Here is a 22062-nt window from a genome sequence, read left to right on the forward strand (position 1 = left end):
TGAGATCGACGTGGTCGTGGTCGAGGGCGGCCCGACCGGGGTAGAGTCCACCCGCGCGCTGGCCGAGCCCATGCGGGTGGGCGAGGATGCCATCACGTGCTAGGATCCCCAGAATCCGCCACACGACCGCATGCAAGTCGCAATCACTCAGGAGGTTCGCAGTGCCGGACACCACCTGCCACATGTCGATCTCGCTGGATGGCTTCGTCGCCGGGCCGGACCAGAGCCGCGAGAACCCTCTGGGCAAGCGGGGGCTGGAGCTGCACGGCTGGCACATCGGCGACCCGCGAGCCAACGATGCCGACAAAGTCGCGAACGAGTGGCTCATGCGCCCGCGGGGTGCGTATGTGATGGGTCGGAACATGTTCGGCCCGATCCGCGGGGACTGGGATGAGGAATGGACCGGGTGGTGGGGAGCCGAACCGCCGTACCACGCGCCGGTATTCGTGCTGACCCATCACGAACATGACCCGATCCAGATGGACGGCGGGACGATCTTCCACTTCGTCACCGAGGGCTTCGACGCGGCCTACTCCGCAGCGTGCCAGGTCGCCGGGGACAACGGCGTGGACATCGCGGGTGGGGCCTCGACCGTCCGACAGGCACTGATCGCCGGCGTGATCGACGAGCTCACCCTCGACATCGCACCGGTCCTGCTCGGTTCGGGAGAGCGCATCTTCGACGGGGTTGAATCCTTCGGCTTCGAACCGGCCGAGGTGCTTCACTCACCGCTGACCACCCACATCCGCTATCGCCGCGTCAGTTAACTCCGTAGGCGCTGCCGGCCTCCCACGCAGCAGGACGGTCATTATCCAGGTTGGCGGCCGCGGCCTGTGGCGCATCGGAGCCAACGACGTCGAGACCTAAGCCGATCGGGGGCGCCACCGGCTCGACCTACCGGCTCACCCGCCACGACCGGGACAAGTTTGTCCCGGTCGTGGCAACCTACAAGAAGCTCAACTACCTGAACGCTGTCCGCGTCTCAGGGCAGCGCTGGGTACCCGGACCAACCACGGTCTACTAGGGCCGGCGCGAGGGGTAGCTTTTGGGTCCGCCGCGCTGATGGTGCACTCGACGAGCTCGCGGCCAGCCCGTTCGATTATCTCAATGTGTCTCGCCCGATCAGCGACTACACGCCGGAACCGGTTGATTAGACCGCTCCTGCCCCGACGCGCAGCACTGTTGCCCGCCGCGCCTGCTTTGACTCTGCAGACGTCCGGCGTCGATTGCTGGCGAGGCCGGGGAAGGCGTTGAATGTTGCCTATGGTCGACTGGCTTCTCCTCTCCAACCTCGGCACCGCTCTCGGCACGACGGTGCTCGCCATCGCGACGTTCCTCTCCACTAGGTCAGCCAACCGGTCGGCGCGGCTGGCCGAGCGCGCACTGCTGAACGGTTTGCGCCCCATCCTGCTGCCTTCCAACTGGTCGGATGCCCCGCAGAAGGTGCGGTTTATGGAAGGCAAGTGGATGGTCGTGCAGGGTGGCCACGCCGCCCTCGAGATCGCCGACAACACCGTGTACCTGGTGATGTCTCTGCGCAACGCTGGCACAGGGGTGGCGATCCTGCACGGCTGGCATCTGCCACCGGACGCCAGAGCTCCGCTGGCACCAGTCGAGGAGTTCCACCGGCTGACACGCGACATCTACGTGCCCTCCAACGACGCCGGTTTCTGCCAGGTCGCCATCCGGGACCCGGAGTCGGCCGACTACCGCAACGCCACGGCGGGAGCCGCCGGCGACGGCTTCACCGTCGACGTGCTCTATGGAGACGCCGAAGGCTCGCAGCGCGTCGTCTCGCGGTTCTACATCACACCAGGACCCGCAGGCCTTGGCCACGACGAGGACGACACCGGGTGGCTGCTGATGGTCTCGCGCCACTGGAACCTCGATTTGCCGGCGCCGCGCGGCTGAGCCTGGGGGGAGTCGCCGGGCACGGGTCTTGTCATGCCTGAATCAGACCCACATTTGAATCGTGGCTCTCATAAACGAAGGATTCCGAGAACGATCTCAATTGAGAGCTGAAGGCGTGTAAGCCCTTCGGGAGACGCATCTCGATGGCAGTTCTCGAAATCGCACAGCCGATCAAGGTCAGCGAATCGGGTTTTGAGAATCGAAGAGGTGGTGTTGGGTATGTGTGCGGCGCATCCCGTGCCGCTGCCCGGTGGGGCGGAACTATCCGGACGTGTCAGTGCCCATAGTCCCTTGACGCATGGCAAGCACCGGACGCAAAGTTCACACGAGAGTCATGCCTCCGATGGCCGATAACCGTCCGGGCCTAGCCCTCATGCCGCAACAACAGCTGCACGGCGGAGCATATTGCATCCCTTGAGCCCCTCCCAGGCGGAGCCGCTTGCGATCAACCACGGGAGCGCTCCGGTCACCTCTTGAACAGGAGAAGTAGGGATGGATCTCGAGCAACCGCCCCCAAGCCCAAAGACTGTAACTGCGGCTACGGCCGCCAAAGACGCGGCGGGGGCGTCCATTTCCGCGTCGCGGAAGAAAGTTTCGTACGGTGCCCAGGACCGCAGAGGACCACTACTGTGGAATTCAGGCTTGGAAAGGCTCACCAACCGAACCCGTCTGCCGGGACAGCCAGCCGATGTGGGCATGAACCTGTTCTACGAGGACCTTGAGTGGAATCCGCTCTTTGGCCCGGGCGATCCCTCGGGGATCATTCCGAGGGACACGGATCAGGTTCCGCCTAGAAATATGGCTAATGCGGGCGGGCTGATTCTGCCCTGGTGCTCGAATTCGAAAGAGGTCCGCCAGAAGGCCATTGTTGTGTACCGCCTTGGGGAGGACCTGGATACGATCGAAGATCCCCTCCTGTATCTCTTCCAGTATTACTGGGACAACGTGGGGTACTTCTTGCCGGCCACTTTTGGGTCTTTCGATGAGAAGGTCTCCATGGGTGAGGGGCCCAGCTCATCCCTCAATGTGGACTTCATCCTCGGCCCTACAGGAGACCTGGTTGCCAGGGCATGGGCTTAAGGGCCTGGCCGGAGCGCGGCCGCGCATTGGGATCCGCTGTCACTTTTCGAAGTCGTCTGCACTGATAACCCCCAGAATTACGGGGGTAGTGCAGACCGGTATGGACAGGCAGTGTCCGAACCCGTTTGTGCCCTGATCGCTGTTGTTCCCCGTTGCTGAGGCTGGCCCAATGAAGGTTCCAAGGATGTAGTGCGCGCTCTTGAAATCTGAAGGGGCTGGACGTCAGATGGTGTCAGACAACCACACCCAAGGAGGCCACCATGACGGTCACTTTCAACCACACCATCATCTACGCAACAGACAAGCGCCGTTCGGCGAAGTTCCTGGCCAACGTACTGGGGCTGCCGGAACCCCAACCTATGTGGTCTTTCATGTCCGTACCCCTTGACCATGGAGTAGCCCTCGATTTCGCCACGGCGGACCGGCCCATCTCCCCGCAGCACTACGCCTTCCTGGTCAGCGAGGAGGACTTCGACGGAATCTTCGCAAGAATCCAGGCCGAGGGCATCCCCTACTGGGCAGACCCGGGACGGTCCCGCCCACAGCAGATCAACCATAACGACGGCGGACGCGGCGTCTACTTCGCGGACCCTGACGGACATTTCCTCGAGGCGATCACGCGTCCGTATGGATCGGGTGCTGCATGATTCCCAGTTGCCGGGTTTGATGTGGTTGGCGCGAGGCTAGGATCCTGGATGAGCGGGACAAAGGCCGACAGAACCAGCCCCACCGAGAAAGATCCCGGGTACGCGATCTATCGGAGCCTCGCGCGCATGGATGGCAGCGTCAGCAAAGCGCGGTTCCGGCGAGCGCTGCAGGCGTTCACGGCTCCCCGTCGAGTTGCTCCATCTCGAGGCACGCGTCCTCGTAGGAAACCTCGCCGTTCCGGAATGCCTGTTCGAGTTCCCTGGCCCTGCGTCGTGAAGAAGCCGTGCTCAGTGTTCCCGTGAGGCTAGCCTCGAGATAGTCGAGCCGGGAGTGCGTGGGCTCGTGGTTCCCGGCGATCGGGTGCCTGCGGGTCGTCTTGTGGAACCAAGTGCCAGGGTGCATCACGCGTTGTGCATAGGCTCTGGGATCGACTAAGTACATGCTTCCATGATCGAACTCCCCGCTGAGAAGACCATGAGTATCTTCTGGGTGATCGGGGCGAGCGATTCCCCGGACCCCGTCTCCGCCGAACAGGGAAAAGCCCTGCTTCCCTTAGCCGCTAGGGAAGCAGGCCCGCCCTGTCCGCCTACCCGCGCACGATCACGACGTCCAGGGTTCGCGGACCGTGGACGCCTTCGACGCGTTCGAGCTCGATGTCGCTGGTGGCGCTGGGACCGCTGATCCAGGTCTGCGGGCGGGTGGCATCGAGCCGGCGGAGGGCCTCCGGCAGGATGGCCTTGATGTCCCCGGCCCGGACTATGCAGATGTGTCGGTCCGGGACGAGGCTGATGACCCGGCGGCCCTGGTCCGGGCCGGCGTCGAGGATGATGGTGCCGGTTTCGGCAACCGCGACGGCGCTGCCGGTCACGACGGCGTCGACCCCGTCCAGCTCCTCGACGCTCAGCCGGTGCCCGGGTGCGTCGGTGACGCGGCGGCCGGAACCGCCGTCGTGCGCGTCCGCCTCCGCGAACAGGGCCTGGTCGAGGCCGTGCGGCACGGCGTAGCGGCCGGCGCCTTCGAGCAGCGCGGCGAGCCGCTGCGGCACCGCGACCGCATCCTCGACGAAGACGTTCGCCTTGTAGTCGACGAGCCGGTCCGTCAACAGCTCGATGAGCTCCTCCTGGCCCAAGGCGGAAGTGCGGCGGTAGTCGCGGGGCACGTCCGGTACCGCCGGGGCGTCCCGGAGTGCGGAGCGGATCCGGTCGAGTATTTCTGCGCGCGCGTTCACGGGTTCTCCTCTGTACCAGCGGACTCTGTGTCGGCGGGTCCTGTACCGGCGTCCCCAGTACCGCTTGGGGTCGTCGGACCGGCCGGGGCCTGGTGTTCCTTGTCCCACCATTGCCGGAAGGACTGTCCGGGCGGGGCGGGGATGTCCCGGCTTTGGGTCCAGCCGGCGGCGATGCCGGGCAGTTTGGTGATTTTCCGGTCCGGTCCCGCGGCGAGTCGGCCCAGCGGCAGCGCCTTCTCGACGAGGCCAAAGTTCTTTCCGGAGGACAGCGCCCAGGAGGCCGCCTTCATGCCCAGGTCCATCTGGCTCGGCAGTCGCTTCTTTCCCCGTTTGCTGTCCACGTCTTCGCCGCGCAGGTGCACCAGGATGTCCGGGATGTTGATCTTCACCGGGCAGGCGTCGTAGCAGGCGCCGCACAGGGAGGAGGCGTAGGGCAGGGAACTGTTCTCCTCGGCCGTGATCCCGGTCAGCAGCGGCGACAGGATCGCGCCGATCGGTCCCGGGTAGGTGGATCCGTAGGCGTGCCCGCCGGTGCGTTCGTAGACGGGGCAGACGTTCATGCAGGCGCTGCAGCGGATGCAGTGCAGGGCGGAGCGGCCCATTTCGTCGGCCAGGGCGGCGCTGCGCCCGTTGTCCAGCAGGATCAGGTGGACGTTCTGCGGCCCGTCGTCGGGCGTGACCCCGGTCCACAGCGAGGTGTACGGATTCATCCGCTCCCCCGTCGAAGACCGCGGGAGCAGCTGCATGAACACCTCGAGGTCCTCCCACGCCGGCAGCAGCTTCTCCACGCCCATGACGGTAATCAGGGTTTCCGGCAGGGTCAGGCACATGCGCCCGTTGCCTTCGGATTCGACGACGGCGAGCGTGCCGGAGTCGGCGAGGGCGAAGTTCGCCCCGGACACGGCCACCTTGGCGCTGAGGAACTTGCGGCGCAGGTGTGCCCGCGCGGCCGCGGCGAGGCGAGCCGGTTCGTTGGTCAGTTCCGGGTCCACGCCCTCCATTTCGCGCAGGAAGATGTCCCTGACCTGGCTGCGGTTCTTGTGGATCGCCGGGACCAGGATGTGGCTGGGCTTGTCGTGGTCCAGCTGGACAATGAGCTCGGCGAGGTCGGTCTCGAACGCCGCGATCCCCTGCTCCTCGAGGTACTCGTTGAGGCCGATTTCCTGGGTGGCCATGGACTTGACCTTGACCACCTCGTCGGCGCCCTGCTCCCGGATGAGGGCGGTGACAATCCGGTTGGCTTCGCCGGCGTCGCGGGCCCAGTGGATGGTTCCGCCGCGGGCGGTGAAGTTCGCCTCGAACTGCTCGAGCAGCTCCGGCAGCCGGGCCATGACGGATTCCTTGATCGCCCGGCCCGCGTCGCGCAGCTCCTCCCAGTCGGGGAGCTCGGACACGACGGCCAGCCGCTTGTCCCGGATGGTCCGGGTGGCGTGGCCGAGGTTGGCCCGCAGCTGGGTGTTGCCGAGTTCGCGGTGCGCGGCTTTCGGGAAGGGCTCGTGTTCGTGCAGGTTGCCGATGCCGAAGACCGGCAGGGACGGCATCCCCAGGAATGTGCCGCTCATCGTGCGGTCCTTCCGGTGGTGAGGCGGACGTCGCCGGTGACGGCGGCGGGATGCTCGAGGGTGCTGGCCAGGATCTCGGCGAAGTGCATCGTGGTGACGCCGCTGCCCTGCCGTGACAGGCCACCGCCGATATGCAGCAGGCAGGACGCGTCGCCGCCGGAGCAGAGATCCGCGCCCGTGCCGCAGATGTTGGCGGTCTTGTCCGCGAGCATCGCCGAGGACACGTCCGCGTTCTTCATCGAGAACGTGCCGCCGAAGCCGCAGCACTGCTCGGCTTCCGGCAGCTCGGCTACCTCGATGCCGGCCACCGAGCGCAGCAGGTCCAGTTGCCGGTCGCCGAGCCGGAGCAGCCGCATGCCGTGGCAGCTGGGGTGGTAGGTGATCCGGTGCGGGAAGTAGGAGCCCAGCTGCGCCGCGGCGTCCGTGACGCCCAGGACATCGACCAGGAGCTGGGAGAGCTCGTAGGTTTTGTGCCCGAGGGCGGCTGCCCGGGCTTCCAGCCCGGCGTCCCCGCAGCGGCGGGCGATCATGGGGTGCTGGTGCTTCACGGAGGCGACGCAGGAGCCGGACGGTGCGACGGCGACGTCGTACTCATCTTCTTCGAATGCCTTTACGTGGTTGGCGACGACGGGCAGCGCCTCCTTGAAGTAGCCGCTGTTGACGTGCATCTGCCCGCAACAGGCCTGTCCGGCGGGGAAGATGACCTCGTGGCCGAGCCGTTCCAGGATGGACACCGTAGCGCGGGCAGTGGCCGGGTACATGGCGTCCACGATGCACGTGGCAAAAAGAGCGATCCTCACAGGGCACCTCCGGCGCTCTGGTGTGCGGCCCGGTGTGAGGGCACGTACTCCGCCGGCTGCTGGGAGGCACGGACGACGGCGCGCAGCTCGCCCAGGCCGCCGCCGAGCGCGCCGGCGGCGCGGGCCTGGACCAGGACGTTGCCCAGTGCCGTGGCCTCGACGGGTCCGGCGATGACGGGTTTGCCAGTTGCGTCGGCGGTGAGCTGGCACAGAAGCCGGTTCTGGGATCCGCCGCCCACAATGTGCACGACGCCGGCCCGCAGGTCCGCGAGCCGTTCGGCGTCGGCGATGGTCTGGGCGTAGCCGGCGGCGAGGCTGTCCAGGATGCACCGCACGATGTGCGCGGGATGCTCCGGCAGGACCGTGCCGGTGGCGCGGACGGCGGCCCGAATGCGTGCGGGCATGTTGTCCGGGGCGATGAAGTAGGGGTCGTCGGCGTTGATGACCGGGCCACCGGGAGGAAGAGTTGCAGCCGCGTCGAGCAGCTCCTCGAGTCCGGGCCGGTAGCCCTCGGCGGCCCAGGTGCGCTGGCATTCGCTGAGGAGCCAGAGGCCGCCGACGTTGCGCAGGTAGCGGATGGTGCCGTCCACGCCGCGTTCGTTGGTGAAGTTGGCGGCCCGGCTGGCCTCGGTCAGGACCGGATGGGTCAGCTCGACGCCGACCAGCGACCAGGTGCCCGAGGAGACGTAGGCGAAGTCCTTCCGGTCCGCGGGTACGGCGGCGACGGCGGAGGCGGTGTCGTGCGAGCCGACGGCGACCACCTTAGTGGCGGCGGGCAGGCCGGTCCGTTCCGCGATCTCCGGCAGCAGGGTGCCGAGGATCTCGCCGGGCTGGATCAGCGGCGGGAAAAGGTCCCCGGGCAGGCCCAGGGCGGTGAGGAACTCGGTGGCCCACTCCCCCGCGACGGCGTCGAAGAGCCCGGTGGTGGAGGCGTTGGTGGCCTCGGTGCGGCGCCGTCCCGTCAGCAGGAACCCGATGAGGTCCGGGATCAGCAGCGCCTGCAGTCCGTCCAGGCCGGGCTCGGTGGCGAGCTGGTAGATCGTGTTGAACGGCAGGAACTGCAGCCCGGTGGTGGCGTACAGCCGGGCCGGGTCGAGGTCCTGGTGGACCCGGGCGACGGCACCCCGGGACCGGTCATCGCGGTAGCTGAACGGCGGGGCGACCAGTTCGCCGGCGGCGTTCACCAGGCCGTAGTCCACGGCCCAGGTGTCGATCCCGATGCTGGCGATGCCCTCGCCGCGGGCCGCGGCCGCCGTGGCGGCGGCCGCGAGCCCGGTGAGGACCTCGGCGAACAGCACGTCGAAGTCCCAGCGGAGGCCGCCGTCGAACTCCTTGACGCCGTTGGGGAACCGGTGCACCGTCTCGAGCTCGGCCCGGCCGCCGGTGACCCGGCCCAGGATGACCCGTCCCGAGGAGGCGCCAATGTCGACGGCGACAAACAGGCCGCCGCTGGCTGGTGCGGTATCCGCTGGTGGCACCGTATTCATCCCAGGAAGGCTCATCGCAGGAAGGCCGCGGCCACGCCGGCGTCCACGGGGATGTGGAGCCCGGTGGTGTGGGAGAGCTCGCTGCCGGTGAGCACGGCGGCGGCGTTGGCCACGTTTTCGGGCAGGACTTCGCGCTTGAGCAGGGTGCGCTGGGCGTAGTACTTGCCCAGTTCCTCTTCCTGCACCCCGTAGACGGCGGCGCGCTTGGCGCCCCAGCCGCCGGCGAAGATCCCGGAGCCGCGGACCACGCCGTCGGGGTTGATGCCGTTGACCCGGATCCCGTACTCGCCCAGTTCCGCGGCGAGGAGCCGGACCTGGTGGGCCTGGTCTGCCTTGGTGGCGGAGTAGGCGATGTTGTTCGGGCCGGCGAACACGGAGTTCTTGGAGGAGATGTAGATGATGTCCCCGCCCATCTCCTGCCCGATCATCACCTGCGCGGCCGCCTTGGCCACCAGGAACGAGCCCTTGGCCATGACGTTGTGCTGGAGGTCCCAGTCCTTTTCCGTGGTTTCCAGGAGCGGCTTGGAGATGGAGAGCCCGGCGTTGTTGACCACCAGGTCCAGGCCGCCGAAGGCCAGGACGGCTTCCTGGATGGCCGCGGCGATCTGGGCTTCGTCGGTGACGTCGGCCTGGACGCCGATCGCGACGTCCGCGCCGCCGAGTTCCGCGGCCACGGCCCGGGCGTTGTCCAGGTTCAGGTCCGCGATGACCACGCACGCGCCGTCGGCGGCGAAGCGGGTGGCGATCGCCTTGCCGATGCCCGACGCCGCCCCGGTCACCAGGGCGATCCGGCCAACATGGGATTTCGGCTTGGGCATCCGGGCCAGTTTGGCTTCCTCGAGTGCCCAGTACTCGATCCGGAACTTCTCGGATTCCTCGATCGGGGCGTAGGTGGAGACGGCCTCGGCGCCGCGCATGACGTTGATGGCGTTGAGGTAGAACTCCCCGGCCACCCGGGCGGTCTGCTTGTTCGCCCCGAAGGAGAACATGCCCACGCCGGGAACCAGCACGATCGCCGGGTCCGCGCCGCGCAGGGCGGGGCTGTCCGGGGTCGCGTGCCGATCGTAATACTCCTGGTAGCCCTCGCGGTAGGCGGCGTGGAGTTCCTTCAGCCGGGCCACGGAGTCCTCCACCGGGGCGTCGGCGGGCAGGTCCAGGACCAGCGGCTTGACCTTGGTGCGCAGGAAGTGGTCCGGGCAGGACGTGCCCAGGGACCCGAGCCGCGGGTGCTCGGCGCTTTCCAGGAACTCCAGGACGGCGGGGTCGTCGCTGAAGTGCCCCAGCTGCGGCTTGTCCGTAGAGGCGAGTCCGCGGATCACGGGCGCCAGGGCGGCGGCCTTCGCGCGCCGCTCGGTCTCCGGCAGGGCGGCGTAGCCGGGCAGCTTCGGCCCGAACGGCTCCGTCCGGCCGTGGTCCTTGATGTACTGCTCGGCCTGCTCGATGATCCACAGCGAGTTGGCTTCGGCTTCCTCGCTGGTGGCGCCCCAAGCGGTGATGCCGTGGCCGCCGAGGATGGTGCCGACCGCGTGCGGGTTGGCGTCCTTGATCGCGGCGATGTCCAGGCCCAGCTGGAAACCGGGGCGCCGCCACGGCACCCACGCCACCTTCTCGCCGAAGATCTCCTTGGTCAGGGCCTCGCCGTCGGCGGCCGTGGCGATGGCGATCCCGGAGTCCGGGTGCAGGTGGTCCACGTGCGCGGCGTCGACCAGGCCGTGCATGGCGGTGTCGATCGACGGCGCGGCGCCGCCCTTGCCGTGCAGGCAGTAGTCGAACGCGGCCACCATTTCGTCTTCACGCTCGACGCCGGGGTACACGTTTTTGAGCGCCTGCAGCCGGTCCAGCCGCAGCACGGCAAGACCCTCGGCCTTCAGCGTGCCCAGGTCCCCGCCGGAACCCTTGACCCACAGGAGTTCGACGTCCTCGCCGGTCACTGGGTCCTTTTCGGTGCCCTTGGCGGAGGTGTTGCCGCCGGCGAAGTTGGTGTTCCGCTTGTCCGCGCCGAGGCGGTTGGAACGGGCAATCAGTTCTTCAACAGTCTTGTTGTCAGTCATAACTCTTAGGCGCCCCATCCGGCTTGCTGGCCGCCGACGCGGTCCTCGTTGATCTTCTTCTGGTAGCCGCTGGCCTTGAAGGCGGCCATCGGGTCCGCGGGCAGCCCGCGGGATTCACGCCACTGCGCCAGGGCGGGGCGGACATCGGTGTAGAAGGCATCGTTGAAGATGCCGTTGGCGGTCAGGACGTCGCCGCTGCGCTGGGCCTCGGCCAGCGCGTCGGTGTCGATCAGCAGGGCGCGGGCGGTCATTTCCTGAACATTGAGCACGGAGCGGATCTGGCCCGGGATCTTTTCCTCCAGGTTGTGGCACTGGTCCAGCATCAGGGCGACGCCGGACTCCTTACCGAAGCCGCCGCCGCGGATGACCTCGTGCATGATCCGGAAGAGCTGGAAGGGATCCGCCGCACCGACAATCAGGTCATCGTCCGCGTAGAAGCGGGAGTTGAAGTCGAAGGAGCCGAGCTTGCCCAGGCGCAGCAGCTGCATGACGATGAATTCGATGTTGGTGCCCGGGGCGTGGTGGCCGGTGTCGAGGCAGACGAAGGCCTGCTCGCCCAGCGCCAGGGTCTGGGCGTAGGACGTGCCCCAGTCCGGAACGTCGGTGTGGTAAAAAGCCGGCTCGAAGAACTTGTATTCCAGCACCAGGCGCTGTTCCTCGCCCAGGGCGGCGTAGATCTCCTGCAGGGATTCGGCCAGGCGGTCCTGCCGGCCGCGCATGTCGTCCTGGCCCGGGTAGTTGGTGCCGTCCGCGAGCCAGATCTTCAAATCGCGCGAGCCCGTGGCGTGCATGATCTCCAGGCACTCCAGGTGGTGGTCGATGGCCCGGCGGCGCACCGCGGGGTTCAGGGAGGTCAGCGAGCCGAACTTGTACTCGTCATCCTGGAAGGTATTGGAGTTCACCGTGCCCAGGCCCACGCCCAGACCCGCCGCGTACTCCTTCAGGGCCGCGTAGTCATCCACCTTGTCCCAGGGAATGTGCAGGGCGACCGTGGGTGCCAGGCCGGTGAGTTCGTGGACCTTCGCGGCGTCGGCCAGCTTCTCCTGGATGGTGCGCGGGGTGCCGGGGGTGCCGAAGACCTTGAAGCGGGTGCCGGAGTTGCCGTAGGCCCAGGACGGGACCTCGATGGCGAGTTCCCCGAGGCGGCCCAGGGCCGTATCTGTGGTGTTCATGATTGTTCCTTTTGCGGTTGGTGGTTGTCCCCGGAGGCGTTGGCCGCGGACAACTGGTCCTCGAGATTGAAGATTTCGGTGAGCTGGAGGAAGCCCTGGTCCGGCGCTCCGGCGAGGTCGTCGAAGAATCCGGCCATGTCGGCCTGCCAGCGGGCGTTGACGTCCGTGGCTGCCATCCGGGCCTGGGCTTCGGTCAGGCTGTCCGTTTCGAAATAGCCGATCAGGAGCCCGTCGGGCCGGAGGAAGAGTGAGTAGTTGTTCCAGCCCGAGGCCTTGAGGGCCCGGAGCATCTCCGGCCAGACGGCGGCGTGCCGGCGGGTGTATTCCTCGATCAGCGCGGGCCTGACCTGGAGCTGGAAGCAGACGCGGTGCGTGCTCATGAGAGCACCACGTGGCGGTGTTCGATGCCCAACAGGGACGCGGCGGCCTTGATTTCGGCGGCACGGTGGCCGACGCACAGGGCCCAGTGGTGGCCGATTCCTGTCTGGCTCCACAGGTCCACCCAGAGCCCGGGGTCCCCGCCGAAGTCCACCCGGGAGGTCGTGTTGCCGATCTGCAGGAGCGGGCCGGGGACCACCTCGCCTTCGGAAGTGACGAACACGTAGCTTCCGTCCGGGTCCTGGCCGAGGCCGAAGGTGGTGACGGGGCCGTGGCGCACATCGAATTCGACCGAAACGCCCCAGCCGCGCTTGCCGTGGTAAATCCCGAGTCCACGCAGGAGCGGGTCCTGGCCGGACACGGCGAGGTGGGCCGGGCCGTCGTGTCCCATTTCGACCACGTTGTCCACGAAGTTCAGGGCCTGGATCTCGGTAAATGATCCCCCGGCGCCGATCGCCTGGGCCGCCAGCATGGCGATGGAGGTCCGCAGCTCGAACTCGCCGGCCATCGGAATGCCCCGGGCCGTCAGGATGGAGGAGCCCAGGATCATCCCGGCGCCCAGCCGTTCGTGCTGTTCACCGGCCAGTCCGCGGTGGTAGTAGGCCACGGAGTCGAGGTCAAAGTCCTCCACGAGGCGGTCCAAACCCACCGACACCTTCGCGCCCCACGCGAAGTCGTCGTCGTTCACGGAGTCATCCACCACGAAAAGTTCGCGGGCAAGCTCCAGGCGTTCGGTCACCTCCGCCTCCGTCACGGCGTTGACCCGCTCGCGGAGGTCATCGAATTCCAGCACCTCCACGTGGGAGCCAAAAGTGGTGGAGACAGTGGTGAGGTCGGTGGCGACATCCAGCATGCCCGGATAGAGGTGGCCCATGAGTCCGTGCCGGGCATTGCGGAGCCGGGCGCGGACGCCGGCGGCGTGCACCCACGCGGTGATCCGCTCCCATGCGGACTCCTGCTTCAGGTGCCCCGAGACTGAGCGGAAGTCGATCCCGGCCCGGCGGAAGACGTTGGCGACCTCCGGCACCGGGCATTGGCCGCAGTAGGCCAGCCATTTGCCGGTGTCAAAGTTGGCGTGGTCCATCGCTTCGGTTGGCTGCAGGTCGATCACCAGGACGGGGGTCTTCGCCCGCTGGGCGATCGGCAGGACCATGGAGGACGTCAGGTACGTGGTGAGGAAGATGACGATGAGGTCACAGTCCGCGACGCGGAGCTTTTCGCCGGCCGTCGCGGCTTCCTGCGCGTCGGAGATGAAGCCGGTGTCGACGACGTCGGCGTCGAGCCCCTGGAAGCGGCTGGTGACGTAGCGGACGGAGTCCCTCAGCTGCGGCAACAGCTCCGGGAACTGGGGCCAGTAGGCGCCCAGACCGCCGGAGACCAGCCCGATGCGGGTGCGGCGGCGGCGGTGCGGGTGCAGCAGCCGGTCTGCCGGTTGTTTCTGGTTCATGTGGGGCCTTCCGGCATAAAAAGGGGGAACTGGGGCTACGGAACGCGGTTTCCGGGCACGGCGGTGGAGCAGGGCGCCGTGGACCCGGTGCTGCGGCACCGGTGAAGTGGGACGAAGTGAAGCTAGGAGGGGTGAGGTGCCGGGCGGGCTGTCGGCGGCCCGCCCGGCCGCTCGGGATGGGTCAGGAACGGATCAGAAGTTGTACTTGTCGATGTTCTCGGCGTTGAAGACGGTCGGCGGGCCGACGATCACCAGGCCGCCCTTTTCGACTTTGCGTTCGCCCAGCTCGCCGGCGGTGAAGGTGTCCCCTTCGGCGCCGGTGATCTTGCCGTCCTTGAGGGCCTTGCCGGCGAACGCCGCAACGTAGCCAAGCTGTGCCGGATCCCAGAGGGCGAACTCCTTGACGGTGCCGTCCTTCACGAAGGGCCGCATTTCATTCGGGAGCCCCAGCCCGGTGAGGGCAACCTTGCCCTTGTACGCGGACGTTGAAAGGTACCGGGCGGTGGCGGCGATGCCCACCGTGGTCGGGGAGATGATGCCCTTCAGGTTCGGGTGGGCCTGCATGAGGCCCTGGGCTTCCTGGAAGGACTTGGTGTCGTTGTCATCGCCGTAGACCTTGGCCACAAGCTTGATGTCCTTGTACGCGGGGTTGGAGGCGAGCTCCTCCTCCATGTACTTGATCCATTCGTTCTGGTTGGTGGCGTTGGCGGTGGCGGACAGGATGGCGATCTCGCCGCTGCCGCCGATCTGCTCGGAGATCAGCTTGGTCTGGATCAGGGCAACGTCTTTGGCGACGACCTGGCTGATGAAGACGTCGCGGCAGTCAGGGTTGGTGTCGGAGTCGAACGCGACGATCTTGGCGCCGGCGGAGCGGGCTTCGCCGAGGGCCGTGCAGACGGCGTCGGGGTCATTGGCGGCAATCGCGATGACGTTCGTGCCGGCCTGCGTCTCGGCGTTGATGAAGGAAACCTGGCTGGAGGCGGAGGCTTCCAGGGGTCCGACGACCTGTGAGGAGGCGAATCCTGCCTCGGTGGCGCCCTTCTTGCCGCCGCCCAGGACGACGTCCGTGTACGGGTTGTTCAGCTGCTTGGGGATGAAGGTGATCTTCTGGTCCCCGCCGCCTGCCGAGGGGCTGCTGGTATCGCTGGAGGATGCAGAGCCGCTGTTGCAGGCTGTCAGCGCCAGTGCGGCCACGGCGGTGATGGCCACCATGCTTCCCAGTCGGCCGGTCCGGCCCTTGTTCTTGCGGTTCAACATCATTGTTCTTCCCTTTTCCTTCGTGCGGTCGGTACAGCCGGTCCCAGGCGGGCGCGGTTTGTGGTGGTGCTGGTGTGCAGATTTCAGGTGGTCTTGCGGGTGAAACTTCGGCGGACGCGGCGGGTGTGCCGCCATTGCCTGATGGCGGAGCCGATGCTCGGCGCCACCACCGAGAAGATCAGCAGCAGTCCGGTCACCGTGATGAGGACGACGTCGGACACCCGGGCCAGGCGGAGGGCGTAGTTGAGCGTCCCGATCAGCAGGACACCGGCGATGACGCCGGGGATGGAGCCTTTCCCGCCGAAGATCGACACGCCGCCGAGCAGGACGGCGGCGATGACGGCCAGTTCCAGGCCGGAGGCGTTGTCGCTGCGGGCGCTTGTGTAGCGCAGCGTCCAGTAGATGCCGGCCAGGGCCGAGACGGCGCCGGACCCGACGTAGAGCCAGAACTTGCTCCGGGCGACGTTGATGCCGACGAAGCTGGCGGCCTCCTTGCTGTAGCCCATCGCATAGAGCCCGCGTCCGAACGGCGTGAAGTGCAGCAGCACGCCGAAGAAGACCATCACCACGACGACGCCGATCATCACCGTGGGGATGCCGGTGCCGCCGATTTTTGAGGTGAAGAAGGCGGTCAGCGCCTTTGGGAAGTTGGCCACGGCGTTGTCGCCGATGATGACCAGGGCCAGGCCGCGGAACAACGCCAGGGTGCCGATGGTCACGGCCAGGGAGGGCAGGCCGAGGACGGCGATCAGGAAGCCGTTGAACATGCCGGCCGCAATTCCTGCCAGCAGGCTGATTGCCAGGGCCAGCCAGATGTCCGTCCCGCCGGCCCAGAGGACGCCCATCAGGGCGCTGGTCAGGCCGGCGGTGCTGGCCACGGACAGGTCGATTTCGCCCGTGATGATGATCAGCGTCATCGGCATGGCGATCAGCAGGACCGGGATGACGTCCAGGAGCAGGAAGCCGGTGGTGACCGGCGAGGCGAAGCGCGGGATGGCGATGGCTGCGTAGATCAGGAAAGCAATCAGGGCGTAGATGGTGATGGCGTCACGGCCGGTCAGGATCCGTGCGGCGCCGGTCCGGCCCTTCGGTTCGCTGGCCAGCGGCTTGGTGTTGTCAGCCACGGGAGCCGGCGCCGTGCTGGTGGTGGACGTGGTTTCAGACATTGCGAGCCTCGCTAATCCGCAGTTTCTTGGCTGTGCGCAGGCTGGCCACGCGGTCGATGATGATGGCGGTGAGGATCAGCACGCCGACGATCGCCTGCTGCCAGAATTTGTCCACCCGCAGGGCGGTCAGTGAGCTGGTGATGGTGGTCAGAAGGATGGCGCCGAGGGCGGCCCCGGTCACCGATCCGCTGCCGCCGAAGATCGCCACGCCACCGACGACGGCGGCCGCCACGACGGTCAGTTCCATGCCGGTGCCGGTGGTGGCGCCGACGGAGTTGAAGCGGCTGGCGTAGAGCACACCCGCCAGCCCGGCGAGCGCGCCGTTGGCCAGGAACGCGAGGAACACGCGCTTGGAGACCTTGATGCCGAAGGCGGTGGCCGCGTCCGGGTCCGAGCCGATCGCGTACAGGTCACGGCCCGGGCGGGTGCCGGACATGTAGATGGCCACGGCGATCACGACGACGATGGCCAGCAGTGTGATGACGGGGAACCCCAGAAAGGTGTTCACTGAGAGGGCGCCGAACTCCTCCGGACGGTCGCCGGCGAAGTACTGCTTGCCGCCGGCCCAGGCGTTGTTCAGGCCGCGGTACACATAGAGCGTCCCGAGCGTGATGACCAGGGCGGGCACTTTGGCCAGGGTGACCAGGGCGCCGTTGACGGCGCCCAGCAGCGCCCCGAAGGCCATGCCGATCACAAAGACTGCGATGATCGGCACGTCCGGCATGGCCGAGAAAAGGGAGCCGGTGCCGAAGGCGACCAGCCCCAACATGGAGCCGACGGAAAGGTCGATGTTCCTGGTGATGATCAGCAGGGTCTGCCCTACCGCCAGAATCATGATGATCGTGGCGTTGAGCAGCAGGTCCTTCACGCCCTGGGCGGTGAGGAACAGCGGGTTGATCAGGTAGGTGACGAGTACCAGCAGTGCCAGCGCGATCAGCACGGGGAGTTCGCGCATCCGCAGCAGTGAGGCGACGGCGCCCCGGGCGCCGGCGGCGGGTGCCGGCGTCGTTGCGTTCTTGTGGTCCAGAGCTGAGCTCACAGGGTTCCTCCTGCGGAAGACGTGGCGGCGTGCATGACCGATTCGGGATTCGCATCGGCACGGTCGAGTTCGGCGGTGATCCGGCCTTCGCGCATGACCAGGACGCGGTCCGCCATGCCGAGGACCTCGGGCAGTTCGGAGGAGATCATCAGGATCGCGATCCCGCGCCCGGCGAGGTCCGAAATGAGCCGGTGGACCTCGCTCTTGGTGCCGACGTCGATGCCGCGGGTGGGCTCGTCGATGATCAGCAGCCGCGGGTCCGTGGCCAGCCACTTGGCGAGCACCACCTTTTGCTGGTTGCCGCCGGAGAGCGTGGAGACGGCGTACTCCTGCGAGCCGGTCTTGACCTGGAGCCTTTTGCTCCATTCCTGGGCCGCGCGCCGCTCGGCGCCCCCGTTGATCAGGCCCACCGTCGTGAACTTGTTGCGCAGCGTGAGCGTGACGTTCCGGGCCACGGACAGGTCCATCACCAGGCCCTGCTTGCGGCGGTCCTCCGGCACGAAGCCCATGCCGGCGGTGATGGCCACCTGGGGATTGCGCGGCTTGAGCTTGCGTCCGTCGAAGGTGATATCGCCGGCGTCGTAGGGATCGATGCCGAACACGGCGCGGGCCACCTCGGTGCGGCCGGCGCCGACGAGGCCGGCCAAGGCAACGATTTCCCCGGCGCGGACCTCGAAGCTGATATCGCGGAACACCCCGGCGCGGCTGAGGCCGTCCACTTTCAGGACCACGTCGCCGATCTCGGCAGGGGTCTTGGGGAACAGGGCGCCAATGTCGCGGCCCACCATCTCGCGAACGATCTGCTCGACGGTGACGTCTGCCGTGCGGTGGGTGGAGATGTACCGGCCGTCCCGCATCACGGTGATGCGGTCGCACAGGTCAAAGACCTCGTCGAAACGGTGCGAAATGAAGAGGATGCCGGTCCCGCGGTCCCGGAGGCTCCGGGCCACGGAGAACAGCCGTTCCACCTCGACGCCGCTGAGGGCTGCCGTGGGCTCGTCCATCACCAGGACTTTGGCGTCCAGCGAAATGGCCTTGGCGATTTCAATGATCTGCTGGTCCGCGATGGACAGGCCTTCAGCGATGCGGGTCGGGTCGATCGGAACGCCAAGCCGCTCGAACAGCTTGCGCGCCTCCCTGACCATGGTCGCTTTGCTGATGAGCCCGAAGCGGCCCTTGGGCTGGCGGCCGATGAAGATGTTCTCCGCGACGCTCAGGTCCGGGAAGAGTGTGGGTTCCTGGTAGATGACCGAGATTCCGGCGTCCTTGCTCTCGGCAACATTGCGGAACTGGACGCTCTGGCCTGCCACCTGGAAGTCGCCGGAATCGGGGTGGTGCAGGCCGGCGAGGATTTTCACCAGCGTGGACTTGCCGGCGCCGTTCTCGCCGACGAGTGCGTGGATTTCGCCGGCCTCGAGGTGGATGGTGCCGTCGGCCAGGGCGACCACCGGGCCGAAGGTCTTGGCTGCGTGGGAGAGCGAGAGAACCGGAGCCTGCTCCCCCTCATCGGGGCCGGACCGGGAACTGTGTGTCTGCTGCATAAAATTGACCGCACCTTTGGGGCTTAGTGAACACTGCAATGAATCGTTTCATAACCAGTTGTGACTTGAATCATAAGGTCTTCAAATCAACACGTCAACTCACGTCACGCATCCATTACGCGGCTTTTGATTCGTTTCAATGAAAGGGTTCAAAGTGGGCCCCGGACGGGTATCCTGATGTGAGTATTTGCGTACGCGCCGCCTGGCCCCAAGGGCTGCGGCGTCCACCTTCAGGAGCACAGGAAATGGTTTCAGCGAGCGTCAAGGACGTCGCGGCACTGGCCGGCGTCTCGGTGGGGACGGTCTCCAATGTGCTGAACCGGCCGCAGAAGGTCTCCGCGGAAGTTACCCTGAGGGTCCAGTCCGCCATCGACAAGCTCGGCTTCGTCCGGAACGACGCCGCGCGCCAGTTGCGCGCGGGCATGAGCCACAGCATCGGCCTGGTGGTCCTGGACGCTGCCAACCCCTTCTTCTCGGATCTGGCCCGGGGCGCGGAGGACCGCGCCACCGCGGAGAACTTCACTGTCCTCGTCGGCAACAGCAACGAGGACGAGGGCCGGGAATCCGCGTATCTGGACCTCTTTGAGCAGCAGCGCGTGCGGGGCGTGCTGCTGTCCCCGGTAGGAAATGTGATCCCCCGGCTGGAGCAGCTCCGGCGCCGGGGCATCCCGACGGTACTCGTGGACCGGCAGACAGAGAACATGAGCTTCTCCTCGGTGGCCGTGGATGACCTGGCGGGCGGGGAGATGGCTGCGGCCCACTTGTTGTCGCTGGGCCGGCGGCGGATCGCGTTTGTCGGCGGCCCGGCAAGCATCCGTCAGGTGGCGGACCGTCTGGCAGGGGCGCGGAAGGCTATCGACGCCGTCGCGGGTGCAACGCTCGAGGTCATCGCAACGGAATCCCTGACTGTACTTTCGGGCAGGGCTGCCGGCGAGTCCATCCGGTCCCGGCCCGAAGCCGAACGCCCGGATGCGATCTTTGCAGCCAACGACCTGCTTGCCGTGGGCGCCCTGCAGGGGCTGATGCTCATGGGCGGCGTCAAGGTGCCGCAGGAGATCGCCCTGATCGGCTACGACGACATCGAGTTCGCCGCCGCCGCCGTCGTGCCGCTGTCCTCCATCCGGCAGCCCAGCGCCCTCATCGGCTCCACCGCACTGGAACTGTTGCTCCGGGAGGCGGCAGCGGAGGACGGCTTTGCACCCACCCAGGTGGTCTTTCCGCCCGAATTGATAGTGAGGGCATCCACCCAGGGCTGAAAGGAGGCCCCGATGGGCAGCACAGACTACGAGTTCCGGACCGTCTGGCGCGTGGCGGGCACGCCGGAGGAGGTCGCGGCCGTCCTGGGCGACGCCCCGGCCATGCCCCGCTGGTGGCCTTCCGTCTATCTCAGCGTCGAGCCCGTGGCCGGCGGCCCGGAGCCCGCGCCCGGACTACCCAGACCCGTACGCCTCCACACGAAAGGCTGGCTGCCCTATACGCTCCGCTGGACCCTCACGGTTACGGAGCCCGTCACGGCCCGCGGCTTCGCCCTCACCGCGGCAGGCGATCTAAACGGCACCGGCCGCTGGACCTTCGAGCCGGACGGACCGGAAACGGTCATCACCTACGACTGGCGCGTCAGCGCCGCCAAGCCCCTGCTGCGGCGGCTGAGCTGGCTGCTCAAACCCGGCTTCGCCGCCAATCACCGCTGGGCGATGGCCCGCGGCCAGGAGAGCCTTGCCCTGGAACTGCGCCGGCGCAGGGCCGCCGCGGGGAGCCCGGCGGAGCGCACCGGAGGAGTTGCTGTTCCACCGCCGCCTCCGCCCACCTTTGCCTGGCTGACCCGGCGCGCGGCCCGCAGTCCCGCAGCCCGCACTCCCGCAGCCCCGACGGATACGTACCCGACCGCCTAGCGTCTGGACTGCCGCACCTGGACTGCTGCACTGGACTCCTGCACAGCGGGACGGAAGTTCCTCAGTCACTTGACCATTGAGGCGGCAGGCCACTGCACGGTTAGCTGGATCACATCCTCGTTTCCCCCGTGACCGTTCAGGACTTTTCATGACTTTGCAGAAAAACCGCCCTTCCGGCAGCGCCACCCACTGGGACGACGTCGAGATCGGCGACGCCGTCCACCTCCGCCGCGGCGGCCGCCTTGAGTACGCGGGATTCGTCGACAACCGCACTCCCGACGGCGCCGTCGTATGGGTGCTGTCCGATGGCGGGCACCGGCAGCTGTTCCACATTGCCGACGGCTTCGAACTGAGCGTGGCAGACCCCGAAGGAGACCGCCATGCTGGCAACTGACCGGCCGACGGCCCTGGCGCGGCAGCCGGAATTCCTGTCCGGCTCTACGGCCGGGACGGACCCCTGGCCCGCTTCCTGCCCCGAGGACTGCCACTACTGCTCGGGGCCCGAGACCGACTAGAGCAGTCGCTCTCTGGTTCCGGGAACCAGCACGCGGCGCGGTTGACCTCGGCCGATGCCCGGAAATCACAATCCGGACATCATTTCGGGCTCCGCCGCAGTGGCATCGTTGACTAAGGCAACGGCGGGGATAATGGTTGAGCCATGAGGTCTCAGCGAATGAAGCACGCACTGGTTGTGACAATGGCTGCCGCGGCGGCCCTCCTCCTCAGCGGCTGCGGGGGCGGCTCGACGCAGGCCCAGTCGGCCACGTCCCCACCCACCCCATCTGCCACCGAAACAAGCCAGCCGGCAACGTCCGGGGCCGCGACTTCCGGGGCCGCCACGGAATCCTCTGCGGCCGCCGCACCGTCAAACGCCAAGGCCGGCCCCCAACTGTGCCAGGCCGCAAGCCTGACCGGCACCACCGACGCCACGGGCGGAGGCGCGGCCGGCAGCATTTACATGCAGCTGATCCTGACCAACTCCGGCACCGAACCGTGCCTGCTGAAGGGCTTTGCGGGCGTCTCCCTCACCGCAGGGGCCGACGGTGAGCCGATCGGCGCCGCCGCCACCCGCGACGACTCGGGCCCGGTCACCGACGTCACGCTTGCCCCGGGCAAGGCCGGCACTGCCACCCTGCGCTACACCCAGGCCGCCAACTACCCGGACTGCACCCGGACACCGGCGGCAGGATTCCGGGTGTACCCGCCCAATGACACCGCGTCGCTGTTCGTCCCGCAGCCGCTGGACGCCTGCTCCAACACGGAGATCAACCTGCTGACCATCGGAGCTTTTCAGCCCAAGTAACACCCGTCCCCCGCGTCTCTGCGCCCGTCCGTCTTGGAGCCCCGGCCCCTCCCGGACCCGCCGGGGTCCCGTAATCGGGCCCGGCTAATAGTGTCGGTGG

At 67.3% G+C, this 22062-nt stretch carries 22 protein-coding genes; 9 read left to right on the forward strand and 13 right to left on the reverse strand.

Features of this window, described 5'->3' with window-relative positions; genetic code table 11:
• Positions 1-161 precede the first annotated feature (161 nt).
• The 4 genes from AC1DZQ_RS11860 (at position 162) to AC1DZQ_RS11875 (ending at position 3638) form a co-directional block, all read left to right on the forward strand.
• On the forward strand, positions 162-767 hold the full coding sequence (locus tag AC1DZQ_RS11860; RefSeq protein ID WP_476963696.1) for a dihydrofolate reductase family protein: 606 nt from the start codon (positions 162-164) through the stop codon (positions 765-767).
• Positions 768-1263: 496 nt separating this feature from the next.
• On the forward strand, positions 1264-1911 hold the full coding sequence (locus AC1DZQ_RS11865) for a hypothetical protein (protein ID WP_476963697.1): 648 nt from the start codon (positions 1264-1266) through the stop codon (positions 1909-1911).
• Positions 1912-2607: 696 nt separating this feature from the next.
• Positions 2608-2991 (forward strand): hypothetical protein, encoded by a 384-nt coding sequence (locus AC1DZQ_RS11870; protein ID WP_476963698.1) that lies wholly within the window; start codon positions 2608-2610, stop codon positions 2989-2991.
• Positions 2992-3251: 260 nt separating this feature from the next.
• On the forward strand, positions 3252-3638 hold the full coding sequence (locus AC1DZQ_RS11875; RefSeq protein WP_476963699.1) for a VOC family protein: 387 nt from the start codon (positions 3252-3254) through the stop codon (positions 3636-3638).
• Between the two features lie 175 nt (positions 3639-3813).
• Here AC1DZQ_RS11875 and AC1DZQ_RS11880 read toward each other — a convergent pair whose 3' ends face one another.
• From AC1DZQ_RS11880 to AC1DZQ_RS11940, 13 genes are all read right to left on the reverse strand, one after another.
• Positions 3814-4080, reverse strand: coding sequence for a hypothetical protein (locus AC1DZQ_RS11880; RefSeq protein WP_476963700.1), 267 nt, complete (start codon positions 4078-4080; stop codon positions 3814-3816).
• Positions 4081-4225: 145 nt separating this feature from the next.
• Positions 4226-4867 carry a LutC/YkgG family protein gene (locus AC1DZQ_RS11885; RefSeq protein WP_476963701.1) on the reverse strand — a complete coding sequence of 214 codons (642 nt, stop codon included), beginning with the start codon at positions 4865-4867 and terminating at the stop codon, positions 4226-4228.
• A complete protein-coding gene (locus AC1DZQ_RS11890; RefSeq protein ID WP_476963702.1) occupies positions 4864-6429 on the reverse strand; it encodes a LutB/LldF family L-lactate oxidation iron-sulfur protein in 1566 nt (521 codons plus the stop codon). Before AC1DZQ_RS11890 ends, AC1DZQ_RS11885 begins: the two co-directional genes overlap by 4 nt.
• Positions 6426-7229 carry a (Fe-S)-binding protein gene (locus tag AC1DZQ_RS11895; protein WP_476963703.1) on the reverse strand — a complete coding sequence of 268 codons (804 nt, stop codon included), beginning with the start codon at positions 7227-7229 and terminating at the stop codon, positions 6426-6428. The genes AC1DZQ_RS11890 and AC1DZQ_RS11895 overlap by 4 nt, the downstream gene beginning before the upstream one ends.
• On the reverse strand, positions 7226-8716 hold the full coding sequence (locus AC1DZQ_RS11900; protein ID WP_476963704.1) for a rhamnulokinase: 1491 nt from the start codon (positions 8714-8716) through the stop codon (positions 7226-7228). The genes AC1DZQ_RS11895 and AC1DZQ_RS11900 overlap by 4 nt, the downstream gene beginning before the upstream one ends.
• An 11-nt stretch (positions 8717-8727) precedes the next feature.
• Complete coding sequence (locus AC1DZQ_RS11905; protein WP_476963705.1) at positions 8728-10767, reverse strand: bifunctional aldolase/short-chain dehydrogenase; 2040 nt, start codon at positions 10765-10767, stop codon at positions 8728-8730.
• Between the two features lie 5 nt (positions 10768-10772).
• Positions 10773-11939: an L-rhamnose isomerase gene (rhaI, locus tag AC1DZQ_RS11910; protein ID WP_476963706.1), complete on the reverse strand. Its 1167-nt coding sequence runs from the start codon at positions 11937-11939 to the stop codon at positions 10773-10775.
• Positions 11936-12319 (reverse strand): L-rhamnose mutarotase, encoded by a 384-nt coding sequence (locus AC1DZQ_RS11915; protein ID WP_476963707.1) that lies wholly within the window; start codon positions 12317-12319, stop codon positions 11936-11938. Before AC1DZQ_RS11915 ends, rhaI begins: the two co-directional genes overlap by 4 nt.
• Positions 12316-13764, reverse strand: a complete 1449-nt coding sequence (locus tag AC1DZQ_RS11920; RefSeq protein ID WP_476963708.1) for an arabinose isomerase — start codon at positions 13762-13764, stop codon at positions 12316-12318. The genes AC1DZQ_RS11915 and AC1DZQ_RS11920 overlap by 4 nt, the downstream gene beginning before the upstream one ends.
• Positions 13765-13956: 192 nt before the next feature.
• Positions 13957-15024: a rhamnose ABC transporter substrate-binding protein gene (gene rhaS / locus AC1DZQ_RS11925; RefSeq protein ID WP_476867315.1), complete on the reverse strand. Its 1068-nt coding sequence runs from the start codon at positions 15022-15024 to the stop codon at positions 13957-13959.
• An 80-nt stretch (positions 15025-15104) separates the two neighbouring features.
• Positions 15105-16187, reverse strand: a complete 1083-nt coding sequence (locus tag AC1DZQ_RS11930; protein ID WP_476963709.1) for an ABC transporter permease — start codon at positions 16185-16187, stop codon at positions 15105-15107.
• Positions 16180-17226, reverse strand: a complete 1047-nt coding sequence (locus AC1DZQ_RS11935; RefSeq protein WP_476963710.1) for an ABC transporter permease — start codon at positions 17224-17226, stop codon at positions 16180-16182. The genes AC1DZQ_RS11930 and AC1DZQ_RS11935 overlap by 8 nt, the downstream gene beginning before the upstream one ends.
• Entirely contained in the window at positions 17223-18767 is a 1545-nt protein-coding gene (locus AC1DZQ_RS11940; protein WP_476963711.1) for a sugar ABC transporter ATP-binding protein, read from the reverse strand. The genes AC1DZQ_RS11935 and AC1DZQ_RS11940 overlap by 4 nt, the downstream gene beginning before the upstream one ends.
• Before the next feature lie 245 nt (positions 18768-19012).
• Here AC1DZQ_RS11940 and AC1DZQ_RS11945 point away from each other — a divergent pair, with 245 nt between their 5' ends.
• The 5 genes from AC1DZQ_RS11945 to AC1DZQ_RS11965 all read left to right on the forward strand — a co-directional run bounded on the left by AC1DZQ_RS11945 (position 19013) and on the right by AC1DZQ_RS11965 (position 21962).
• Positions 19013-20023 carry a LacI family DNA-binding transcriptional regulator gene (locus AC1DZQ_RS11945; RefSeq protein WP_476963712.1) on the forward strand — a complete coding sequence of 337 codons (1011 nt, stop codon included), beginning with the start codon at positions 19013-19015 and terminating at the stop codon, positions 20021-20023.
• 12 nt (positions 20024-20035) lie between these two features.
• Entirely contained in the window at positions 20036-20659 is a 624-nt protein-coding gene (locus AC1DZQ_RS11950; RefSeq protein ID WP_476963713.1) for an SRPBCC family protein, read from the forward strand.
• Between the two features lie 148 nt (positions 20660-20807).
• Positions 20808-21053, forward strand: a complete 246-nt coding sequence (locus AC1DZQ_RS11955) for a hypothetical protein (protein WP_476963714.1) — start codon at positions 20808-20810, stop codon at positions 21051-21053.
• Positions 21040-21174, forward strand: a complete 135-nt coding sequence (locus AC1DZQ_RS11960; RefSeq protein WP_476963715.1) for a hypothetical protein — start codon at positions 21040-21042, stop codon at positions 21172-21174. Before AC1DZQ_RS11955 ends, AC1DZQ_RS11960 begins: the two co-directional genes overlap by 14 nt.
• A gap of 158 nt (positions 21175-21332) precedes the next feature.
• On the forward strand, positions 21333-21962 hold the full coding sequence (locus AC1DZQ_RS11965; protein WP_476963716.1) for a DUF4232 domain-containing protein: 630 nt from the start codon (positions 21333-21335) through the stop codon (positions 21960-21962).
• Positions 21963-22062: the final 100 nt, after the last annotated feature.

It is taken from the genome of Arthrobacter sp. P1_C12_2 (genome assembly GCF_056406415.1).